Below are 17727 nucleotides of genomic sequence, written 5' to 3' on the forward strand. Positions count from 1 at the left end.
GGTCGTGCTGGCGGCAGCGTCCGTCGCCCAGTTCGTCGTCGCCCTGGACATGGCGGTGGTCAACGTCGCCCTGCCCGCGATCCGGACGTCCCTCGGCTTCGCCCCGGTCGACCTGGCCTGGGTCGTGCACGTCTACGCGCTCACCTTCGGCGGGTTCCTGCTGCTCGGCGGGCGGGCCGGCGACCTGTACGGACGGCGCCGGCTGTTCGTCCTCGGCCTCGCGCTCTTCGGTCTCTGCTCGCTCGCCGGCGGTCTGGCCCAGGCGCCCTGGCAGCTCGTCGCCGCCCGCGCCGGGCAGGGCCTCGGCGCCGCGGCCGTCGCCCCGGCCGCCCTCGCCCTGCTGACGACCACGTTCGAGGGCCGCGCCCGCGTCCGGGCGCTCGGCGTCTGGAGCGCCGTGAACGCGGCGGGCGGGGCGCTCGGCGTCCTCGCCGGCGGCGTCCTGACCGAGTACGCGGGCTGGCGCTGGGTGATGCTGATCAATCTGCCCATCGTCGCGGCCGCCCTGGCGCTCGTCCCAGCGGGAGTCCCCGCGCAGGCGCGTACCGCCGCACGGGAGCGGATGGACGTGCTCGGCGCGGTGCTCGCCACCGGCGGCATCGGGCTGCTGGTCTTCGGCGTCGTCCGCACCGGCACCCGCGGCTGGACGTCCACGGCGACGATCGCCACCCTCGCCACGGCGTTGATCATTCTCGCGGCGTTCGTGTTCGCCGAGTCCAGGTCACCGGCCCCGCTCGTCCGCCTCGGCCTCCTGCGCGGCCGCTGGGTGGCCGGCGCGAACCTGATCGTTTTCCTCGCCGCCGCGGGCCAGTTCGCCGCCTTCTACTTCGTGTCCCTCTACCTTCAGGAGATCCTGCACCTGGGAGCGGCCGCGACCGGCGCCGCGTTCCTGCCCTTCTCCGCCGGGCTGGTGGCCGGATCCGTGGTCGCCACCCGCGTCACCTCGGCCCGCTCGCCGCGCGCGTCCCTGATCCCGGGCGGCCTGCTCGCCACCGCGGGCCTCGGCTGGTTCGCGCTCATCAGTCCCGGCGGCGGCTTCCTCACCGACGTCCTCGGCCCGTCCCTGCTGTGCAGCGTGGGCACCGGTCTCGTCCTCGCCCCGGTCGCCGTCGCGGGCACCACCGGCGTCGCCCCCGGCGAGGCGGGGATGGCCTCGGGCCTGCTCAACAGCTCCCGCCAGCTCGGCGGCTGCATCGGCCTGGCGGCCCTGGCAACCGTCGCCGCCCACCACACCGGCGACGCCACGACCGAATCCGCCCTCAACAACGGCTACGCCCTGGCCCTCACCATCTCCGCAACCCTCTTCCTCCTGGCGACCGCATTCGCTGTCGCTCTCCCCCGCACCCTGCCCCGCGTCCCCCGTCAGGAACCGCGCCCCGTCGGCCGGGAGAATTCACAAAAGAACACATCACCACAACCGTGATGAGATCTCTGTCTGAGGGGCCGAGGGCGGCCGGTGTGTCGTGGTCGCCGGGCGCCCTCGGGGTCAGGCCTGGGCCACCGCGCCTTCCTTGAGGAGGGTGTCGGTGTCTTCGAAGCCCAGGTCGTCCAGGATGGCGCGGGTCTGGCCGCCGGGGAGGACGGGGACGCCGGCGGTCTCGGTGGTGGTGCGGGAGAAGCGGGGGGCCGGGGCGGGCTGGCGGTGGCCGGCCAGGTCCGGGAAGACGTCGCGGGACGTGTTGTAGGGGTGCTCGGCGGCCTCGGCCATGGAGAGGACGGGGGCCACGCAGGCGTCGCTCGGAACGAAGATCTCCGTCCACTCGTCGCGGGTCTTCGTCCGGAAGACGGCGGCGAAGCGGTCGCGCATGGCCGGCCATCCGGCGCGGTCGTACTGGGCCGGGAGGTCCTCCTCGTCCAGGCCGGCGCGGCGGAGGAACTCGGCGTAGAACTGGGGCTCGATGGCGCCGACGGCCATGTGCCGGCCGTCGGAGGTCTCGTAGACGTCGTACCAGGGGGCGCCTGTGTCGAGCATGTTGACGCCGCGGCGGTCCTCCCAGATCCCGCCCGCGAGGAAGCCGTGGATGAAGGTCGACAGGTGCGCGGTGCCGTCCACGATGGCGGCGTCGACGACCTGGCCGCGGCCGCTCGTCCGGGATTCCAGCAGGGCGGACAGGACACCGACGACCAGGTACATGCTGCCGCCGGCGAAGTCGCCGAGCAGGTTCAGCGGGACCTGGGGCGGACCGCCCGCGCGGCCGATGGCGTGCAGGGCGCCGGTGATGGCGATGTAGCCGACGTCGTGGCCGGCGGTCTGGGACAGCGGGCCCTCCTGGCCCCAGCCGGTCATCCGGCCGTAGACGAGGCGCGGGTTGCGGGCGAGGCAGTCGTCCGGGCCGATGCCGAGACGCTCGGTCACGCCGGGGCGGAACCCTTCGAGGAGGACGTCGGACTTCTCGGCGAGGCGGAGGACGACCTCCTTGCCGCGTTCGCTCTTGAGGTCGATCGCGATCGACCGCTTGCCGCGGTTGGTGAAGTCGGTGCCGCCGGTGGCCTCGCCGTCGCGGACGGCCGAGGCGCGGTCCACGCGGATCACGTCGGCGCCGAGGTCGGCCAGCAGCATCGCGGCGAACGGCCCCGGGCCGATCCCGGCCAGCTCGATCACCCGTACTCCGGAGAGCGGCCCCTTGCCCATCTGCGACTCCCTGAATCTCGTTCGGTCCCACCAGTGTGCCCGATCGAGGTAAGCGGGTGCTGATCGGGCCGTCCTAACGGGCGGTGAGGCGCACGGGCCCGTCCGGGGCGCCCGTGGCGACGAGGAGGCGGTTCCGCGTCGTCGGCCGGCGGACGCCGTCCGCATGCGGAACGAGGCCGCGTCCGGCCGCGGCCACGTAGTACCGGCGGCGGGACGGGGCGCGCCACCAGGTCCCGCTCACCGGGCGGCGCGCGTCGCAGGCACCCGTGGCCACGTCCTCCGCCGCGAGCAGCGTCGCGAAGGCCGCCGCGTCACCACCGGCGTACGTCAGCCGGGTGCAGACCCAGTCGGCGGACGGCCCGCCGTGCGGCAGCCTCCCCGACCAGAAGTCGAACGCCAGCGCCTCGGAGACCGCCTGTGCCGGACGGGGCGTCGCGCAGGCCAGGCGGTTCCAGAACTCCCGGGCGGTCCGGCCGAGGCGTGCCTGGCGGTCGGCGCCGCCCGGCCGGTGGGCAGGCGAGTGGTAGGTGAGGACGGTGCCGCGGGGGCCGCCGAGGTCGCCGACCGTCCGGGAGCCGAGGTGGAAGAGCGGGCCGCGCCCGCAGCCGGTGCCGGGGCGCACGGGCACGGTCACGCCGCCGGACACGGCGAGCCGCTGCCCGGCGAGCGTCTCCGGACGCGTCTCCCAGGGAGCGAGAAGGTAGCGGCCGCCGCCGAGGGCGATCGGGGCGGACGGGTCGGCGCCGGCGGTGACGACGTCCAGGCGGCCCGAGGCGTAGCGGGCCAGGAGGCCGCCACTGCGCATGACGGCGAGGGCCGCGCCGTCGAGGTGCCCGGCGAAGAGGAGCTGCGCGGTGCCGCCGCCGGCGCGGCGGCCGCCGGGCACGGCCGACCACGCGCCGGCGGCGCGTCCGGTGAACGCCCGGTCGCGGGCGAGGTCGCCGCGGGCGGGCCAGGCGTCGAGGGTGCGGGCACCGCGCGTCCAGGCGTCCGGCGCCGCCGCGACGAGGCGCAGCACGCGCGCGGACGCCTCGGGCGGCCCGCTCCGCTCGGTCAGGACCAGCGCCGCGGCCAGCGCGACGGTGAGGAGGGCGGCGGTGGCGAGCGGCAGCACGGAGCGGTTGCGGACCGGACGCAGCAGCACCGGCTCGAACCGGTCCTCACGGCGTAGCGGGGGCACCTCGACGGCCTCGGCGGCGCGGATCGCCGACCAGGGGTCGCGCACCCGCAGCTCGATCAGCTGGTCGCGGACGGCGTAGCGGGGCAGCCCCTCCACGTTCCGCAGCACGTAGGCGAGGCGGACGTGCGGTTCGAGCTTGGACAGCGCCGCCGTCAGCGCGGGATCGGGCAGCCGGGCGGGCAGCGCCCGCAGCCACGGGCCGAGCCCGATCTGGAGGCGGCGGGACGGGCGCAGCGCCCGGCGCAGCACGCGGGTGCGGCGGCGCGCGTGCCCCGCGGCGGAGCGGTCGCGGGCGCCGCGCGCACTGGTGTCCACGATCCGGCGGGCGATCGCCAGCCGGTAGACGCGCTTTCCCCTCCCCGGCAGAACGAAATACGCTATTCGGACAAGGTCGCCATAGGCCGATTTGGCCGGCGGCATTTCCGTCCGCGGATTCGTCATGACATCGTCCGTCACGGCGGGCCACTCCCTCTGGGCCGTTCCATCGTCGCGAATCCCGAGGTTAGGACGTATCGAGGCGCGCCTGGAGCGGAATTGGCACAAGGATTAACCAGGCCAATGGAAATGTCATCTCATTTCCGTACGAGACGCGGGGCGGCGGGCGGGGCCCGAGCGTCCCGGCGAGATCGGCCACGCCCGTTTCGTCCCCGTACTACGCTGTTGGCCGCCGGGGGAACCGCCCCGGGCCGCACGACATCGAATGATCGCGCCCCCGCCGCGACCCGGACGAGACGAGCAACGGAGAGGGATCCCCCGACCCATGACCGAGGACGTTCCTGGCTACCGGGTGCTGGAGCAGGTCGGCGAGGGCGGCTTCAGCGTCGTGTACCGCGCGCACCAGGAGCGACTCGACCGGATGGTCGCGCTGAAGGTCCTGTCGATCAGCGCGGTCGACGACGCGGCGATGCGGCGCTTCCAGCGCGAATGCAAGATCACCGGGCGGCTCAGCGGGCATCCGAACATCGTGACCGTGCTGGACACCGGCACCACCCGCTCCGGCCGTCCCTACATCGCGATGGAGTACTTCGAGCACGGCGCGCTCACCGACCGGCTCGCGCGGGAGGGGCCGCTGCCGGTCGCCGAGGTACTGCGGATCGGCGTGAAGATGGCGGGCGCGCTCGCCGCCACCCACGAGACCGACGTCCTGCACCGCGACGTCAAGCCGCAGAACGTGCTGCTGTCGCGGTACGGGGAGCCCGCGCTCGCCGACTTCGGCATCGCCCGCCTGGTCGACTCCTTCGACGCCACGCACACGCAGGCGTTCACCCCGCACCACGCGGCCCCCGAGGTGCTGGAGGGCCGGCCGCCCGGCGTCGGCTCCGACCTCTACTCGCTCGGCTCGACCCTGTACCAGCTCCTGGCCGGCAAGCCCGCGTTCAAGGGGCCGCGGGGCGAGGGCATCGCGCTGCTGATGCTGCGGATCCTGAACGACCCGCCGCCGCCGATCCCCCGGCCGGACGTCCCGGCGCAGGTGGCGGACGTGATCGGCCGCGCGATGGCGAAGTCGGCCGACCAGCGGTTCGCGACCGCGGTGGAGTTCGCACAGGCGCTCCAGCGGGTGCAGGCCGAGCTCGGGCTGCCGGTGACGGACGTCGCGCACAGCGGCGGCGCCGTCCTGCCGGCCCCGGTGCCGGACACCGGGCGGCGGCTCTCGTTCCCCGACGCCTCGGCCACGCCGGCCGTCGTTCCGCCGCCCCCGGTGCCCGTCACGGCACCGGAGGCGCCGCCGTCGCCATGGGCGCCGAACGCCGTCCCGCCGCAGCCGCCGAACGCCGTCCCCCAGGACGCCCCGAGGCCGCAGCCGGTCCCCGAGGCGGGCTGGACACCGACTCAGCAAGGACCGGCCGCGGGCGACACGCGGGCGGGCGATTCCGCCACGACGCCGCACACGAACCCGCAGCAGACCACCCAGGACCGGCCGCAGAACGGCCCGCGGCGCGGCCTGATCGTCGCGGCCGGTGTCGCGCTCACCGGCGGTCTGGCGCTCGGCGTAGGAGCGCTCGCGCTGGCCGGGAACGGCGACAACGCCGAAGACGGCAAGCCGGCCGCGAACTCGGGAGCGCCGTCCCAGACCGTCCCGCAGGGCCAGGTCACGGGGGGCCCGCAGCAGCCGTTCACACCCGCGCAGCTCGCCGCGACCCGCCCGCGCAAGGTGGTCGCGAAGCCGGTCCGCGGGACGGCGGCGCTCATCTGGACGCTGCCGCCCGCCGCGCGCGAGCTCCCGCTGCTGATCCAGCAGCAGCCCGCCGGCAGCAAACCGATCGTGACGGTCGCCGCGGGCTCCCGCTCGGCGACGTTCCCCGGTGTGCGGCCGAACGTGGTCCACTGCTTCAAGGTCGGCGCGGTGCTGCGGCTCAACCAGGGCCAGGCTCCGGACGTGTCGTGGTCGCAGCCCGCCTGCATCGGCAAGGGGAAGAAGCGCGGTTAGGCGCATCTCCACACGGCCGGTCCCGCGTAGCCGTTCCAGTCGCCCGGCGTGCTGACCAGGTAGCCGATCACGTAGCCGGTCTTGCCCTGCCACGTGATCTTGGCGTACGTGTCGCCGGTGAGGTTCGAGTCCCGGGGATGGGTGTAGTGGGCGCCCTTCTCCTGGCAGTGCACGACGACCTTCTCGCCATTGTTGTCGTGCATCGTGGCGATGATCGCGCCGTTGTTCGCGTCGGGTGTCGACCTGATGTAGCCGTCGGAATTGCCATTCATGCGGACGGCGTAATCGTGCGTCGGGCCGGCCAGCCCGCTGGTCAGGGTCGCGGTCGTCCCCGCGCCGGCATCGTTCACGGCGGCGACGGTGAAGGTGTAGGACCCGTTCGTCCACACGTTTCCGAGCGTCGCGGCCGTGGCCGACACCGTCGTGCTCCCTTGGGCGGGACCGTCCCAGTTGAGCCTGTACGTCGCCGCGCCGGGCGGGGCCGTCCAGGAGACCTTGGCCCCGGACGTCGTGGCCTGCGCCTTCAGGCCGGTCGGTGCGCCCGGGGTCACGCACGGCCGGACCGGGTCGCTGGCCGCCGACACCTGCTCACGCGTGCGGCCGCGGGCGTCCCGGTAACGGACGGCGACGCGGAACCGGTACTCGCGGCCGCAGTCGCCGCCCGCGACCGTGAACGTGAAGGGGCCCGCGCCCTGGGGGATCGCGGACGGGCTCGCCGTCAGGCCGGACGGGACGTCCTTCAGCACGTACCCGGTGATCCCGTCGCCCTGCGAGGGCTGGAAGTCGATCCGCATCGTGCCCGCGCCCGGGGTGACGGACACGTTGGCCGGCGCCCCCGGCGGCTGCCCGGGACGCGGCGGCGCGGGCGGCTGCGGGCTCTGCGGCGACATGGAGGGCGGCGGGGCGTCCCCGCCGGGGAGCGGAAGGGTGCGGCGTTTCGGGCCGCCCGCCACCCTGTCCTTGTACTTGTCGATCGCCTTGTGGCCGCCCTGCCCGTCGATCACGACGGCGCGCGGGCCGGTCGGGTCGTTCGCCCAGAGCAGCCCGTCCCGGACGAACACGTCCAGCGGGGCCGGCCGCCCGGTCACCGGGACCGGCGGCTCGAACCGGTTGCCCGCCGAGTCGTACACGATCAGCGCCCCGGCCGTCTCGTCCGGGATGTAGACCTTCGCACCGAGCATCTGCGGCGGCCGGTACCGGTGCTTCGGCATGGCGAGCCGCGCGCTGGAGTACCGGCCGGTGTCGGTGTCGACCGTGACCAGGGACCCGGTGCCGGGCACCAGCAGCGGGACGGTCTTGCCCTCGGTGGCGGGCGGGGCCAGCACGCCGCCGCGTCCCGCCTCCCGGACGGTCGTCGGCAGGCTCACCGTGAGCCGCGCCCCGGACGGCTTGATGACCGTGGCGGTGGCGGCGGTGGAATCGGTGACGACCGGGTCTCCGCCCGCGATCGTGAGAGCGAGGCTGTCGCCCGCTCCGCCGACGCGGACCGGCGGCCGCAGCCGGCCGTCCTTGAAAGCCGAGACCTGTCCGTCCCGCGACACCGGCACCCACAGCGTGCCCTGCGCGTCGATGCCGGCCTGCCCGAGGACCGGGGGCAGCGTGGCCGGCGCGCCGACCGGCGTCAGGCCGACCGGGTCGATCTGCTGGACGACGCCCTTGACCGAGTCGACCGTGTACGCCTTGCCGGCCTCGGCGAGGACCTGGATGCCCTTGCCGAGCGCGCGGCTCGCGCCGATGTCCAGCTGGGACGGGTCGAGCCGGCTGACCACGCCGGTGTGCAGATCGATGATCAGCACCGTGGCGCCGTCCTGCACGATCTTGATGTCGTGGCCGCGCATCTGCGGGATCACGCCGGTCTTGCCGTCCACCTTGCCCGCGGGGCCGTTGACGTGCACGACGACGCCCTTGTCCCGCGCGGTGAGCCAGGCGCCGACGTCGGCGATCCGGTACTTTGCGCTGGCGACGCCCACCCCGTAGACGCCGGCGGCGATGACGAGCACCCCGACGAGACCGGCGGCGACCTGGCCCGTCAGCCGGTCACGCCGGAACAACACCTTCAGGCCCACCACGTCCCGAATCACCTGTCCCCGCTCGCCCGAGACACCGTAGCGGCTTCCGTCCCAAGACGTCCGCGTTTCCGGGAAGAATGGCGATCCTCACTATTCGCGAATTGCGTTGGTGAATGTCTCAGCGGTACTATTTCGTCCGGAAACGATCACAATGGGGCGGCCGGTGATGTCGGCCCGCCCGGCGAGGACGGCGGCGACGCCCGCGGCGCCCGCCCCTTCGGCGACGAGCCCGTGCTCGTGGAACAGCCAGCGCAACGCCGTCCGGATCTGGTCGTCGGTCACGGACGTGAGTTCGGCGGTGCGCCCGATCACCTGCGGCGTGACGCAGCCGGGTTCGAGGTTTCCGGGCAGCCCGTCGGCGAACGTCTCGCCGACCTCGACGGTGACGACCCGCCCGGCGGCCACCGAGGCGGAGACGCCGCGCGACACCGCCGACTCCACCCCCACGACCCGCACGTTCCCGCGCTCGCGCGCCCACAGGCACAGGCCCGCGAGGAGCCCCCCGCCTCCGACCGGCGCGATGACGGTGAGCGGCCCGTCCACCTGCCGTTCGAGTTCGCGGCCGATGGTCCCCTGCCCGGCGATGACCGCCGGATCGTTGTACGGCGAGACGTAGTGGCCGGGCAGCGTCATCGCGTGCGCCTCGGCCTCGTCGTAGGTCGTCCCGTGCTGGACGAGCCGCACCGGGAACGCGCCGATCCCGTCGACCTTGACCTGGGACGCCCGGGTCGAAACGACGACGGTGACGTCCGCGCCGGACCTCGCGGCCGCGTATCCCATGCCTAGGCCGTGGTTGCCCGCGCTCGCGGTGACCGCCGGCTCCCCCTCCGCGAGGGCGGCGACGGCCGCGAGCGCGCCCCGCACCTTGAACGCGCCGGTCGGCTGGAACGACTCCAGTTTCAGCAGCGCGCCGGGCGCCAGGCCGGACGGGACGAGCGGCGTCGGGTCGAGCGCGCTGGTCACGGCCCGCCAGGCGCGGTCCAGATCGTCCGGGCCCGGCGGGCGGACGGCGCGGACGGTCACGGCCGCTCCCCGGACGACTCGTCCAGCCGCTCGTGCAGGCGCTGCCGGATCTCGTCGGGCGTGTAGGAGCGGCGCCGCCGCTCCGCGCGCACGATCACGGCCCCGGTCGCGGCCACGCCGATGAACCCGGCGACGCCCAGTGCCTTCCACAGGCTGGGCGCCTTCCACGGGCCGGGCGTTTTCCACGTTCGCATGCGGCTACGGTATCGATCATGCCGGGTACGAGCATCTCTCTCGACGAGGCCACCGAGCTGACCCGCACCGGGGACGTGTGGCTGTTCCGCGGCCGGACGGTCGCCGACCGCGCCATCCAGATGACGACGAACAGCCCCGTCAACCACGTCGGCATGTCGCTCGTCATCGACGACCTGCCGCCGCTGATGTGGCACGCCGAGCTGGGCCGCTCGCTGCGGGACATGTGGACCGGCGGGCACCACCGCGGCGCGCAGCTGCACGACCTCCGCGACGCCGTCCTCGCCTGGGGCAACCGGTACGGGCAGCGGGCCTGGCTGCGGCAGCTCGAACCGCCGCCGACCGGGGCCATGGAGGACGCGGCGCTGCGCGCGGTGGCGCGGCTGGACGGCACCCCGTTCCCGTCCACGTCGAAGCTGGCGACGCGGTGGATGCGCGGGCGGGTGCCCGTCCGGCGCCCGGCCGAGCGGGACGTGAATCTGGAGACGGCGTTCTGCGCGGAGATCGTCGCGGTGACGTACCAGTCGATGGGGCTGCTGCCGAAGGGCCGCCGCCCGAACTGGTTCGACCCGGGCCGGTTCTGGAGCGGGGACGACCTGGAGCTGGAGACGGGCGCCGTGCTGGGCGGCGAGATCGGGGTCAGCGTCCCTTCCCGGTGACCCGGCGGTCCTTCAGCGACCGCGGGTGCAGCCGGCGGCGGAGCCGGCGCAGACGCCCGGCCTTCGCGGTGACGAGGCGGCCCAGCTCGTCGGTGTGGTGCCAGGCCCGGTCGGCGGCGTGCGGGTCCGGATGGGACGCGGCGAAGCGGCTGCGGTTGACGAGGTCGGCGAGCGGGCCCAGGTGCCCGTGGGCGTCCTCGCCGACGTTGGACGCGCCGAACCGCGCGACCTCGTGCGCGGTCAGGGTCCGGGCCGTGGACAGGCCGACGTCCGAAAGGTGGTCGAGCGCCTGATGCCAGGCGCCGGTGATGCGGGCGGCGGGCGTCCCCGCCCGGCGGCGTCGCCTGCGCAAGGCGGGCGCGAGCAGAACCGCGAACAGGTAGCCGATGAGGAGCACACCCACCGCGATGGAGGCGAAAACCCACCAAGGGGTGGGCGACCCGTCTTCCGCGGCCGTTTTCTGCGGTCCCTTCTGCGGCGTGTTGCCCGGCCCCTGGCCGCGCTGCTGGGAGGCCGCGTTCTTCTGAGCCTGCTCCAGCTTCTGCTCCGTCTCCCCCGCCGCGACGGAGTCGTTCTTCTTGGACTTGCGCGCGCTGTCCGGAAGCGGGTTGAAGCGGATCCAGCCGAGCCCGTCGAACTTGATCTCGGGCCACACCATGACGTCCCCGGAACGGACCTGGACGGTGTCGCCCACGCGGTTCCCGCCGTCGAAACCGACGACGACGCGGGACGGCAGCCCGAGCGTCCGGGCGAGCAGGGAGTAGGCGGTCGCGAAGTGCTCGGGCGTGCCGCGCCTGCCCTCGCCGAGGAAGTAGTCGAGCTGCCGGTAGCTGTGCCCGGGCGGGGCGGTCACGTCGTACCTGGCGTAGCGCTTGAGGTACTCGGCGAGCATCGCGGCCTTCTGGATGGGCGACACGGCGCCCTGCGTCGCGGCCTCCGCGAACTTGCGGAACTCGGCCAGCTGGACGGGCGGCTCCTTCGCGCCCGGACCCCACGGCAGTTCCCGCGCGGCGACGGCCTCGGCGTCGTTGGCGACGGAAGCGTCGGCGAGATCGTCGGCCGTCCACTCGGGGACGACGGAGTCGACCCGGTACGTCTGCCCGGAGCGCAGCGGCTGCGCGGCGGCGAGCGCGCCGCTTCCGGGGTCGACGACGACCGGCAGCCCGGCGACCTCGCGCGGCCGGTCGGCGGCGGGCACCCACACGCCCGGCAGGTCGCGGATCGTGATGCGCTGCGCGACCGCGTGCTTCTTGTCCGGGGCGGGCCCCTGCGGTACGCGGCTCCCGGTCGGGACGAACCGGGCCGTGGACGACCAGGTCACACCGTCGAACCTGTCCAGGACTGCGAGCCGCTCGATCTCGTTCCGCTTCGCCTGGACGCTGAACATGACCTGGTCGGGGCTCAGCAGCCAGCCCCCGACGCGGTCGAGCGGGCTGACGCTGTCGCGCTGCTGGGGCGGCGGAGCCTGCACCTGCTCGCGCGGGTTGTACGGCTCGGCGCTGACGGGCACGACGGGCCCGGCGGCGAACGCCAGCCCGCCGAGGACCGCGGCGGCCGGCATCCCGATCACGAGCGGCCGCCACGCGACACCCGGACGCGGCCCGTCCGCGCGGACGAGGACCAGCACGGCGATCAGCACCACGGTCGCGGCGGCGAGCGGCAGGTTGTTCCCGGGTCCGTCCACCCCGAGCAGCAGCGCGACCGCCCACACGGCGAGGGCGGGCAGGCCCGGGAGGGCGCGCAGCGAGGTCCGCAGCGCCAGCTCGGCGGACGCGAACGCCGCCAGCCACACCACCACGTTGACCAGGACGAGGAACTCCGGCTTCGCCGGGGCGGGCAGCAGCGTGGTCAGGATCGACTTCCACGAGCTGAGCACGCCTTCGCGGAGCGTCTGCGGCAGCGTCCCGTCACCGAGGGCCGGGCGCAGGACGGTGACCGAGACCGTCCCCGCCCAGGCGACGACGGTCAGCACGAGCGAGATCCACAGCGGCCAGGGGCCCTTGTCCTTGCGCGGGCCCGACAGGAGCCCGCAGAGCAGGGTCGGCACGACCGCGGCGACGGCGGCGACGGGCACGACCGGCCCGAACCCGAACACCCGCTGGAACGACAGGCCGGCGACGGCCACCAGGCAGGCCGTCACGGCGAGCGACACGTAGCGGGTCAACGGACGCTCCCCAGCCGCCGCCACGACTCCGCCAGCCCGTCCAGGTCGGCGAAGTCGACCAGCTGGACGCCGGGCGGGGCCGCCGCCGGCCCGGGCGGCCGCACCCGCAGCACCACGACCCGGTCGAAGCGGCTCCGGACCGACGCGATCCGGCCGAGCTCGGCGGCGCCGTTCGTCACGACGACGAGGGACCCGCCCGCGCGCACACGGCGCACCGCGTCCACGGTCGACATCGGCCCCTCCTCCGTCCGGACGGCGGTGAGGCGGTCGAGGAGGACCTCCACGTCGTCCGGCCCGCCGCGCGTGTCGGCCAGCCGGCCGTTCCCGGTGAGGATCCGGACGGGGAAGCTCGCCGACGCCGCGCCGACCGCGACCGACGCGGCCGCGTCCACGGCCAGCTCGAAGTCGTCGGGCTCCGGCCACGAACCGGGCCGCGCCTCCAGCACGACCGTCGTCGTGGGCAGGCTGGCGTCCACGAGCTGGCGGACCATGAGCGTGCCGGTGCGGGCCGAGGACTTCCAGTGGACATGGCGCAGCTCGTCCCCGATCACGTACTCGCGCAGCGCGTGGAACGTCGCCGTCCCGGCCGGGGACCTGTCGCTGGTCGGGCCCTCCAGGTGGTAGGCGCGGCCGGACGGCAGCAGCGCCAGCCGCACCGTCCTCGGCCGGACGAGCAGGACCTCCGGCGCGCCGTACTCCCTGGCCCGGCGGGCCAGCCGGAGCGGGTCGGCGCGCACCAGCCGCAGCGGCCCGACCGGGATCTCGCCGCGCCGGTCCGTCGGCAGCCGGTACGTCACGGTGCGATTCCCACCCGGCCGCAGCCGCGGGATGTCGACCGCCACCGACGTGGCGCCCGCCCCGGCACGGATGGTCTCCTGCGCGCTCAGGCCCCGGACGCCGCGTCCCTTGTTCGTCACGTGCAGGACGCCGACGGCGGGCTCGCCGCGCTCAACCTTCGTGGGCGCGATCTCCCTGCGGACGTCCAGCCTCGGCCGCGGCAGCGTCCACAGCGCGGCGGCCGCCACCGCGGCCAGCCCGGCGACGGCGAGCACGGCGGGCTCCGGATAGCCGAGCCACCAGCCCGCCGCGTACAGCGGCGCCGAGACGGCCGCCGTCCCCCATCCGAGCGGCGTCAGCACGTCACACCCGCTTCTCAGACACCGGCGGCCTGCGGTGTCGGCACGTTCTGCAGGGCCTCCCCGACCACGTCGGCGCCGGACCGCCCGCGCAGCTCGGCCTCCGGCGTGACGATCAGCCGGTGCGCGATGACCGGGACCGCGAGCGCCTTCACGTCCTCCGGGACGATGTAGGAGCGGCCGGCCGCCGCCGCCCGCACCCGCGCCGCGCGCAGCAGCGCGATGCCGGCCCGCGGGCTCGCGCCGAGCCGCAGGTCGGGGTGCTCGCGGGTGGTCGCGACGACCCGCACCAGGTAGTCGTACAGCGGTGGCGCCACATGCAGCCGCTGCGCGAACTCGATCATCCGGGCGAGGTCCTCGCGGCCCAGCACCGGCGCCATCTGGTCGAGCGTCGTGCCCGTCGGGGCGCCCGCGAGCAGCGCCACCTCGGCCTGGTGGTCGGGATACCCCATCGAGATCCGCATCAGGAACCGGTCGAGCTGGGCCTCCGGCAGCGGGTACGTGCCGTCCATGTCGACCGGGTTCTGCGTCGCGATCACCATGAACGGGCGCGGCACCGGATGCGGGGTGCCCTCGACCGTCACCCGGCGCTCCTCCATGACCTCCAGCAGCGCCGACTGCGTCTTCGGCGAACCGCGGTTGATCTCGTCCGCGACGGCGAGGTTCGCGAAGATCGGGCCCTGGTGGAACTCGAACGCGTTCGTCCCCTGGTTGAAGATCGACACACCGGTGATGTCGCTGGGCAGCAGGTCGGGCGTGAACTGGATCCGCGCCCACTTCGCCTCGACGGACGCCGCCACCGCCCGCGCCAGCGTCGTCTTGCCGACGCCCGGGACGTCCTCGACCAGCAGGTGCCCCTCCGACAGCAGGCAGATCAGCGCCAGCTCGACCTTCTCCCGCTTGCCGCGCACGACCCGCTCGATGTTCCCGGCCAGCGCCGCGAACATCTGCGCGAACCGCCCCGCCAGCGCATCCGCGTCCACCGCTCCGTTCTCACTCATGGTCCGCATCCCCGCATGCTCGACATGGATCGTTCGCCCGCCATCGGCCTCCGCCGCTCACATTTCGCATTCGTAAAGGCCGTTCGACGGGTAGCCGTTCTTGGATGTGGCCACCAGCGTGTCGTTGAGGTAGCCGTTGCCGTACTGCGTCTGAACTCTGTTCCAGACCGTGCTGGTGGTGTTGCTCTCCGGCTCGTGGTACGACTGCCCCTGGACCTGGCACACCACGGTCATCGTGATGATCTGACCCTGGGGGATCTTCTGGGCCGTCGAACCGGCTGTGCTCGGGCCCGGCCGGATGATCGTGTTGGTCTGGCCGTTGTTCTGGTTCTGAATCTGCCTGGTGGGATAAGCGAGATTCACGGTCTTCGTCAGCTCCGTGGAGTCACCGGCGCCGTTGCGCGCCCTGACGGTCACGGTGTGGGTCGCCGCGTTGGGCAGGCCGCTGATCGACTTCGATGTGCCCGTGGTCGTGACCGTCCCGCTGGGTGAGGTCACCACGTAGGTGACGTCGTACCCGGACGAGCGGCCCCAGCTGAGGTTCGCCCCGTGGTTGACGGGCGTCGCGGTGAGGCCGGTCGGCGGGCCGGGGGCGGTGCAGGCGGTGGCGCCCACGTCGCCGGACTCGCTGTAGGCGGTCCTGCCGTTCTTGCCCTTGTACTCGGCGGCCACCTTGTAGGTGTGGGTCGTCGAGTCGCAGGTGAGGCCGCCGACGGTGAACGTCCCGCCCTGGCCGCCGCCGGGGAACTGCGCGGGGGTCGCCCCGGCGACGGGCCTGCCGTTCTGGCCGAGGAGGACGAACCGGGTCACCGGGTAGACGCCCTGCGGCTGCGCGGCCGCGGTGAAGCGCACCCTGACGGAGCCGTTGTCGCCGGACGCGGCGGGCGTCGGCGGGTCGGGCGCGGTCGGGTCCTTCTTCGCCGGCGGCTTCGCGGGCCGGCCGGGCGGCACGGGGTCGGAGCCGCCGTCGCCCCCGCCATCGCCGTTGCGGTTGCCCTGCCCGTTGCCCGGGTTGGCCTGGACGGGCAGCGGCCGCCGCGCGCTGCCCGGGATCTTGTCCTCGTACTTCTTGATGCGCTTGACGCGGCCCTCGGGGTCGAACGCGAGCGCCGTCGGGCCGTCCGGGTCGTTCACCCACAGCATGTGGTCGCGGACGACGATCTCGACGGCCCCGCCGGGCCGGGTGGCCGTGATCGGCGGCTCCCAGGCGTTGCGCTCGGTGTTGAAGACCAGCAGCCGCCCGGACGTCCGGTCCGGCAGATAGACGCGGGAACCCAGGACGTGCGGCGGTTCGAAGGAGTGGTCCGGCATGCGCAGGGCGACCGAGTCGACCCGCCCGACGCCGGTGTCGAGCAGGTACAGGGCGCCGCCGGCGCCGAGCATCGGGACGATCTGCCCGTCGGCGACCGCCGGGACCTTGACGCCGTACTTCGCCTGCGCGACGGGCGCGGGCAGGTTGATCCGCCGCGTGCCCTCGGGCCGGACGATCAGCGCCGTCGCGGCCGTGCTGTCGGTGATCACCGGGCGCCCGGCGGCGATCGTCAGCGCGAGGCGGTCACCGCTCTTGCCGGCCGCCACCGGCCTGCCCTGGCGGCCGTTCTGGAACGGGACCACCGTCCCGTTCTGCGGGACGGGCACCCACAGCGACCCGTCCGTGTCGATCCCGGCCTGCCCGAGCGGCGCGGTGAGCGTCGCGGGCCCCCCGACCGGCGTGAGGTTCAGCGGGTCGATCTGCTGGACCGAGCCCTTGACGAGGTCGACCGTGTAGGCGGCCCCGGCGGCGGACACCACCTGCATCCCCGGCCCGCCGACCTGCCGGCTCTTGGTGATCTTGAGCTGGGAGGGGTCGATCCGGCTGACCACGCCGGTGTCCTCGTCGACCAGCAGCACCGTCGTGCCGTCCTGAACGATCTTGATATGGTGGCCGCGCATCTGCGGTACCACGGTCGCCTTGCCGTCGACCTTGCCGGCCAGCCCGTTGGCGTGCACGACCAGGCCCTTCGCGCTCGCGCCGAGCCAGGCCCCGACGTCCGAGAGCCGGTAGCGCGCGCTCGCGGTGCCCACCCCGTACACGAGCGCGCTCACGCAGAGCACGCCGACGAGCCCGATCGCGATCTGACCCGTCAGCCGGTCGCGCCGGAAGTGGTGGAAAAGCCCGCGCGCACCGGTCGCACGCGCGGAGGATCGGTCCCCGTTCAATCCCCGCTCACCCTCTCGTCACGCCGGGGAGCGGGAGCCGCGACCCCGGACGCGAAGGGCACCATAACGGGAATGCGGGTCACACCGTAACGGGATTGCGAAGATCGACCTGGCGAAACCCGGGGAGACGCGACAGGTTACGGGTGACCCATCGTGACATGGATCACATTCTCCGCCTGCGCCGGACAACGACCGAGGCGAACCGAACGCGAACGTTATCCCCGACGTCCTACTGTTGGGCATCGCGACGACGACTCCGAGGTGGACGTGGAAAACGTGAGCATCGCCGACCTGTGGAACCGGGTGACGGGGACACAGCCGGATCCGCCGTGGTGGCTGGTGGGCCTCGTCGGTCTCGTGGCGCTCGCCGCGGTGATCCACGGCCCGACGTGGCGCATCGCGCGCAACACCGTGACGATCGCGCACGAGGGCGGGCACGCGCTCCTCGCGCTCGTCACCGGCCGCAAGCTGGACGGCATCAAGCTGCACTCCGACACCTCGGGCGTGACCGTGTCGCGCGGCAAGCCGCACGGCCCGGGAATGATCCTCACGGCGATGGCCGGCTACCTCACGCCGCCGCTGCTCGGGCTGTTCTTCGCGCTCCTCCTCGCGGACGGCCGCATCACGCTGATGCTGTGGTTCTCGCTGGCGCTGCTCGCGGCGATGCTCATCATGATCCGCAACGCCTACGGCGCGCTCTCGGTGATCGCCACGGGCGCGATCGTCTTCGGGGTGTCGTGGCTTGGCAGCGCCACGGTGCAGGCCGGATTCGCCTACCTGGCCGCCTGGTTCCTGCTGCTTGCCGCCACCCGGCCCGTGATCGAGCTGCAGCGGATGCGCTCCCGCCACATGGCGCCGAGCTCCGACGCCGACCAGCTCGCCCACCTCACCGGGGTCCCCGGCCTCGCCTGGGTGGGCCTGTTCGCCGCCACCGCCCTGCTCGCCCTGCTGACCGGCGGCACGCTCCTCATCCCCGACGTCTCCCTCCCCGACCTCCCGACCCCGCCCGGCTTCGGCGGCGTGGGCTGACGGAGGACCGGCGGC

The 17727-nt window shown here is 74.0% G+C and carries 13 protein-coding genes; 4 read left to right on the forward strand and 9 right to left on the reverse strand.

Translation table 11 applies throughout. From position 1 onward, the window contains the following. The first annotated feature begins 4 nt into the window (after positions 1-4). A complete protein-coding gene (locus ACQPZP_RS29125; RefSeq protein WP_433472919.1) occupies positions 5-1423 on the forward strand; it encodes an MFS transporter in 1419 nt (472 codons plus the stop codon). Positions 1424-1486: 63 nt separating this feature from the next. Here ACQPZP_RS29125 and ACQPZP_RS29130 read toward each other — a convergent pair whose 3' ends face one another. Both ACQPZP_RS29130 and ACQPZP_RS29135 read right to left on the reverse strand, forming a co-directional pair. Beyond that, positions 1487-2632: a CaiB/BaiF CoA transferase family protein gene (locus ACQPZP_RS29130; RefSeq protein WP_433472920.1), complete on the reverse strand. Its 1146-nt coding sequence runs from the start codon at positions 2630-2632 to the stop codon at positions 1487-1489. Positions 2633-2705: 73 nt separating this feature from the next. Further along, positions 2706-4268: a hypothetical protein gene (locus tag ACQPZP_RS29135; protein ID WP_433472921.1), complete on the reverse strand. Its 1563-nt coding sequence runs from the start codon at positions 4266-4268 to the stop codon at positions 2706-2708. A gap of 304 nt (positions 4269-4572) precedes the next feature. Between ACQPZP_RS29135 and ACQPZP_RS29140 the strand changes: the two genes are divergently transcribed. Continuing rightward, positions 4573-6240: a protein kinase domain-containing protein gene (locus ACQPZP_RS29140; protein WP_433472922.1), complete on the forward strand. Its 1668-nt coding sequence runs from the start codon at positions 4573-4575 to the stop codon at positions 6238-6240. On the opposite strand, the gene ACQPZP_RS29145 is transcribed toward ACQPZP_RS29140, so the two are convergent. The 3 genes from ACQPZP_RS29145 to ACQPZP_RS29155 all read right to left on the reverse strand — a co-directional run bounded on the left by ACQPZP_RS29145 (position 6237) and on the right by ACQPZP_RS29155 (position 9526). Next, positions 6237-8321, reverse strand: a complete 2085-nt coding sequence (locus tag ACQPZP_RS29145; RefSeq protein ID WP_433472923.1) for a fibronectin type III domain-containing protein — start codon at positions 8319-8321, stop codon at positions 6237-6239. The two genes, ACQPZP_RS29140 and ACQPZP_RS29145, sit on opposite strands and share 4 nt — an antisense overlap. 78 nt (positions 8322-8399) lie before the next feature. Next, a complete protein-coding gene (locus ACQPZP_RS29150; protein ID WP_433472924.1) occupies positions 8400-9332 on the reverse strand; it encodes a threonine ammonia-lyase in 933 nt (310 codons plus the stop codon). Continuing rightward, complete coding sequence (locus ACQPZP_RS29155) at positions 9329-9526, reverse strand: hypothetical protein (RefSeq protein ID WP_433472925.1); 198 nt, start codon at positions 9524-9526, stop codon at positions 9329-9331. Before ACQPZP_RS29155 ends, ACQPZP_RS29150 begins: the two co-directional genes overlap by 4 nt. Before the next feature lie 18 nt (positions 9527-9544). On the opposite strand from ACQPZP_RS29155, the gene ACQPZP_RS29160 reads away from it, so the two are divergent. Further along, the gene (locus tag ACQPZP_RS29160; protein WP_433472926.1) at positions 9545-10183 is read left to right on the forward strand and encodes a hypothetical protein; all 639 of its coding nucleotides are present in this window, start codon (positions 9545-9547) and stop codon (positions 10181-10183) included. On the opposite strand, the gene ACQPZP_RS29165 is transcribed toward ACQPZP_RS29160, so the two are convergent. The 4 genes from ACQPZP_RS29165 to ACQPZP_RS29180 are packed head-to-tail and all read right to left on the reverse strand — an operon-like array spanning position 10164 to position 16683. Continuing rightward, positions 10164-12347: a DUF3488 and transglutaminase-like domain-containing protein gene (locus ACQPZP_RS29165; protein ID WP_433472927.1), complete on the reverse strand. Its 2184-nt coding sequence runs from the start codon at positions 12345-12347 to the stop codon at positions 10164-10166. The genes ACQPZP_RS29160 and ACQPZP_RS29165 overlap by 20 nt on opposite strands. After that, positions 12344-13486, reverse strand: coding sequence for a DUF58 domain-containing protein (locus ACQPZP_RS29170; protein WP_433472928.1), 1143 nt, complete (start codon positions 13484-13486; stop codon positions 12344-12346). The genes ACQPZP_RS29165 and ACQPZP_RS29170 overlap by 4 nt, the downstream gene beginning before the upstream one ends. Positions 13487-13500: 14 nt before the next feature. Then, positions 13501-14484 carry an AAA family ATPase gene (locus ACQPZP_RS29175; RefSeq protein WP_433472929.1) on the reverse strand — a complete coding sequence of 328 codons (984 nt, stop codon included), beginning with the start codon at positions 14482-14484 and terminating at the stop codon, positions 13501-13503. 57 nt (positions 14485-14541) lie between these two features. Further along, positions 14542-16683 carry a hypothetical protein gene (locus ACQPZP_RS29180; RefSeq protein WP_433472930.1) on the reverse strand — a complete coding sequence of 714 codons (2142 nt, stop codon included), beginning with the start codon at positions 16681-16683 and terminating at the stop codon, positions 14542-14544. A 267-nt stretch (positions 16684-16950) separates the two neighbouring features. Between ACQPZP_RS29180 and ACQPZP_RS29185 the strand changes: the two genes are divergently transcribed. Continuing rightward, positions 16951-17712 (forward strand): M50 family metallopeptidase, encoded by a 762-nt coding sequence (locus ACQPZP_RS29185; RefSeq protein WP_433472931.1) that lies wholly within the window; start codon positions 16951-16953, stop codon positions 17710-17712. The last annotated feature ends 15 nt before the right edge of the window (positions 17713-17727 follow it).

This window comes from Spirillospora sp. CA-142024, from assembly GCF_050942325.1.
Lineage (GTDB): Bacteria > Actinomycetota > Actinomycetes > Streptosporangiales > Streptosporangiaceae > Spirillospora.

Coding starts and splice junctions, on each gene's coding strand:
- ACQPZP_RS29160 (WP_433472926.1), top strand. CDS start 9,545: ATGCCGGGTACGAGCATCTCTCTCGACGAGGCCACCGAGCTGACCCGC.
- ACQPZP_RS29175 (WP_433472929.1), bottom strand. CDS start 14,484: ATGAGTGAGAACGGAGCGGTGGACGCGGATGCGCTGGCGGGGCGGTTC.
- ACQPZP_RS29140 (WP_433472922.1), top strand. CDS start 4,573: ATGACCGAGGACGTTCCTGGCTACCGGGTGCTGGAGCAGGTCGGCGAG.
- ACQPZP_RS29155 (WP_433472925.1), bottom strand. CDS start 9,526: ATGCGAACGTGGAAAACGCCCGGCCCGTGGAAGGCGCCCAGCCTGTGG.
- ACQPZP_RS29130 (WP_433472920.1), bottom strand. CDS start 2,632: ATGGGCAAGGGGCCGCTCTCCGGAGTACGGGTGATCGAGCTGGCCGGG.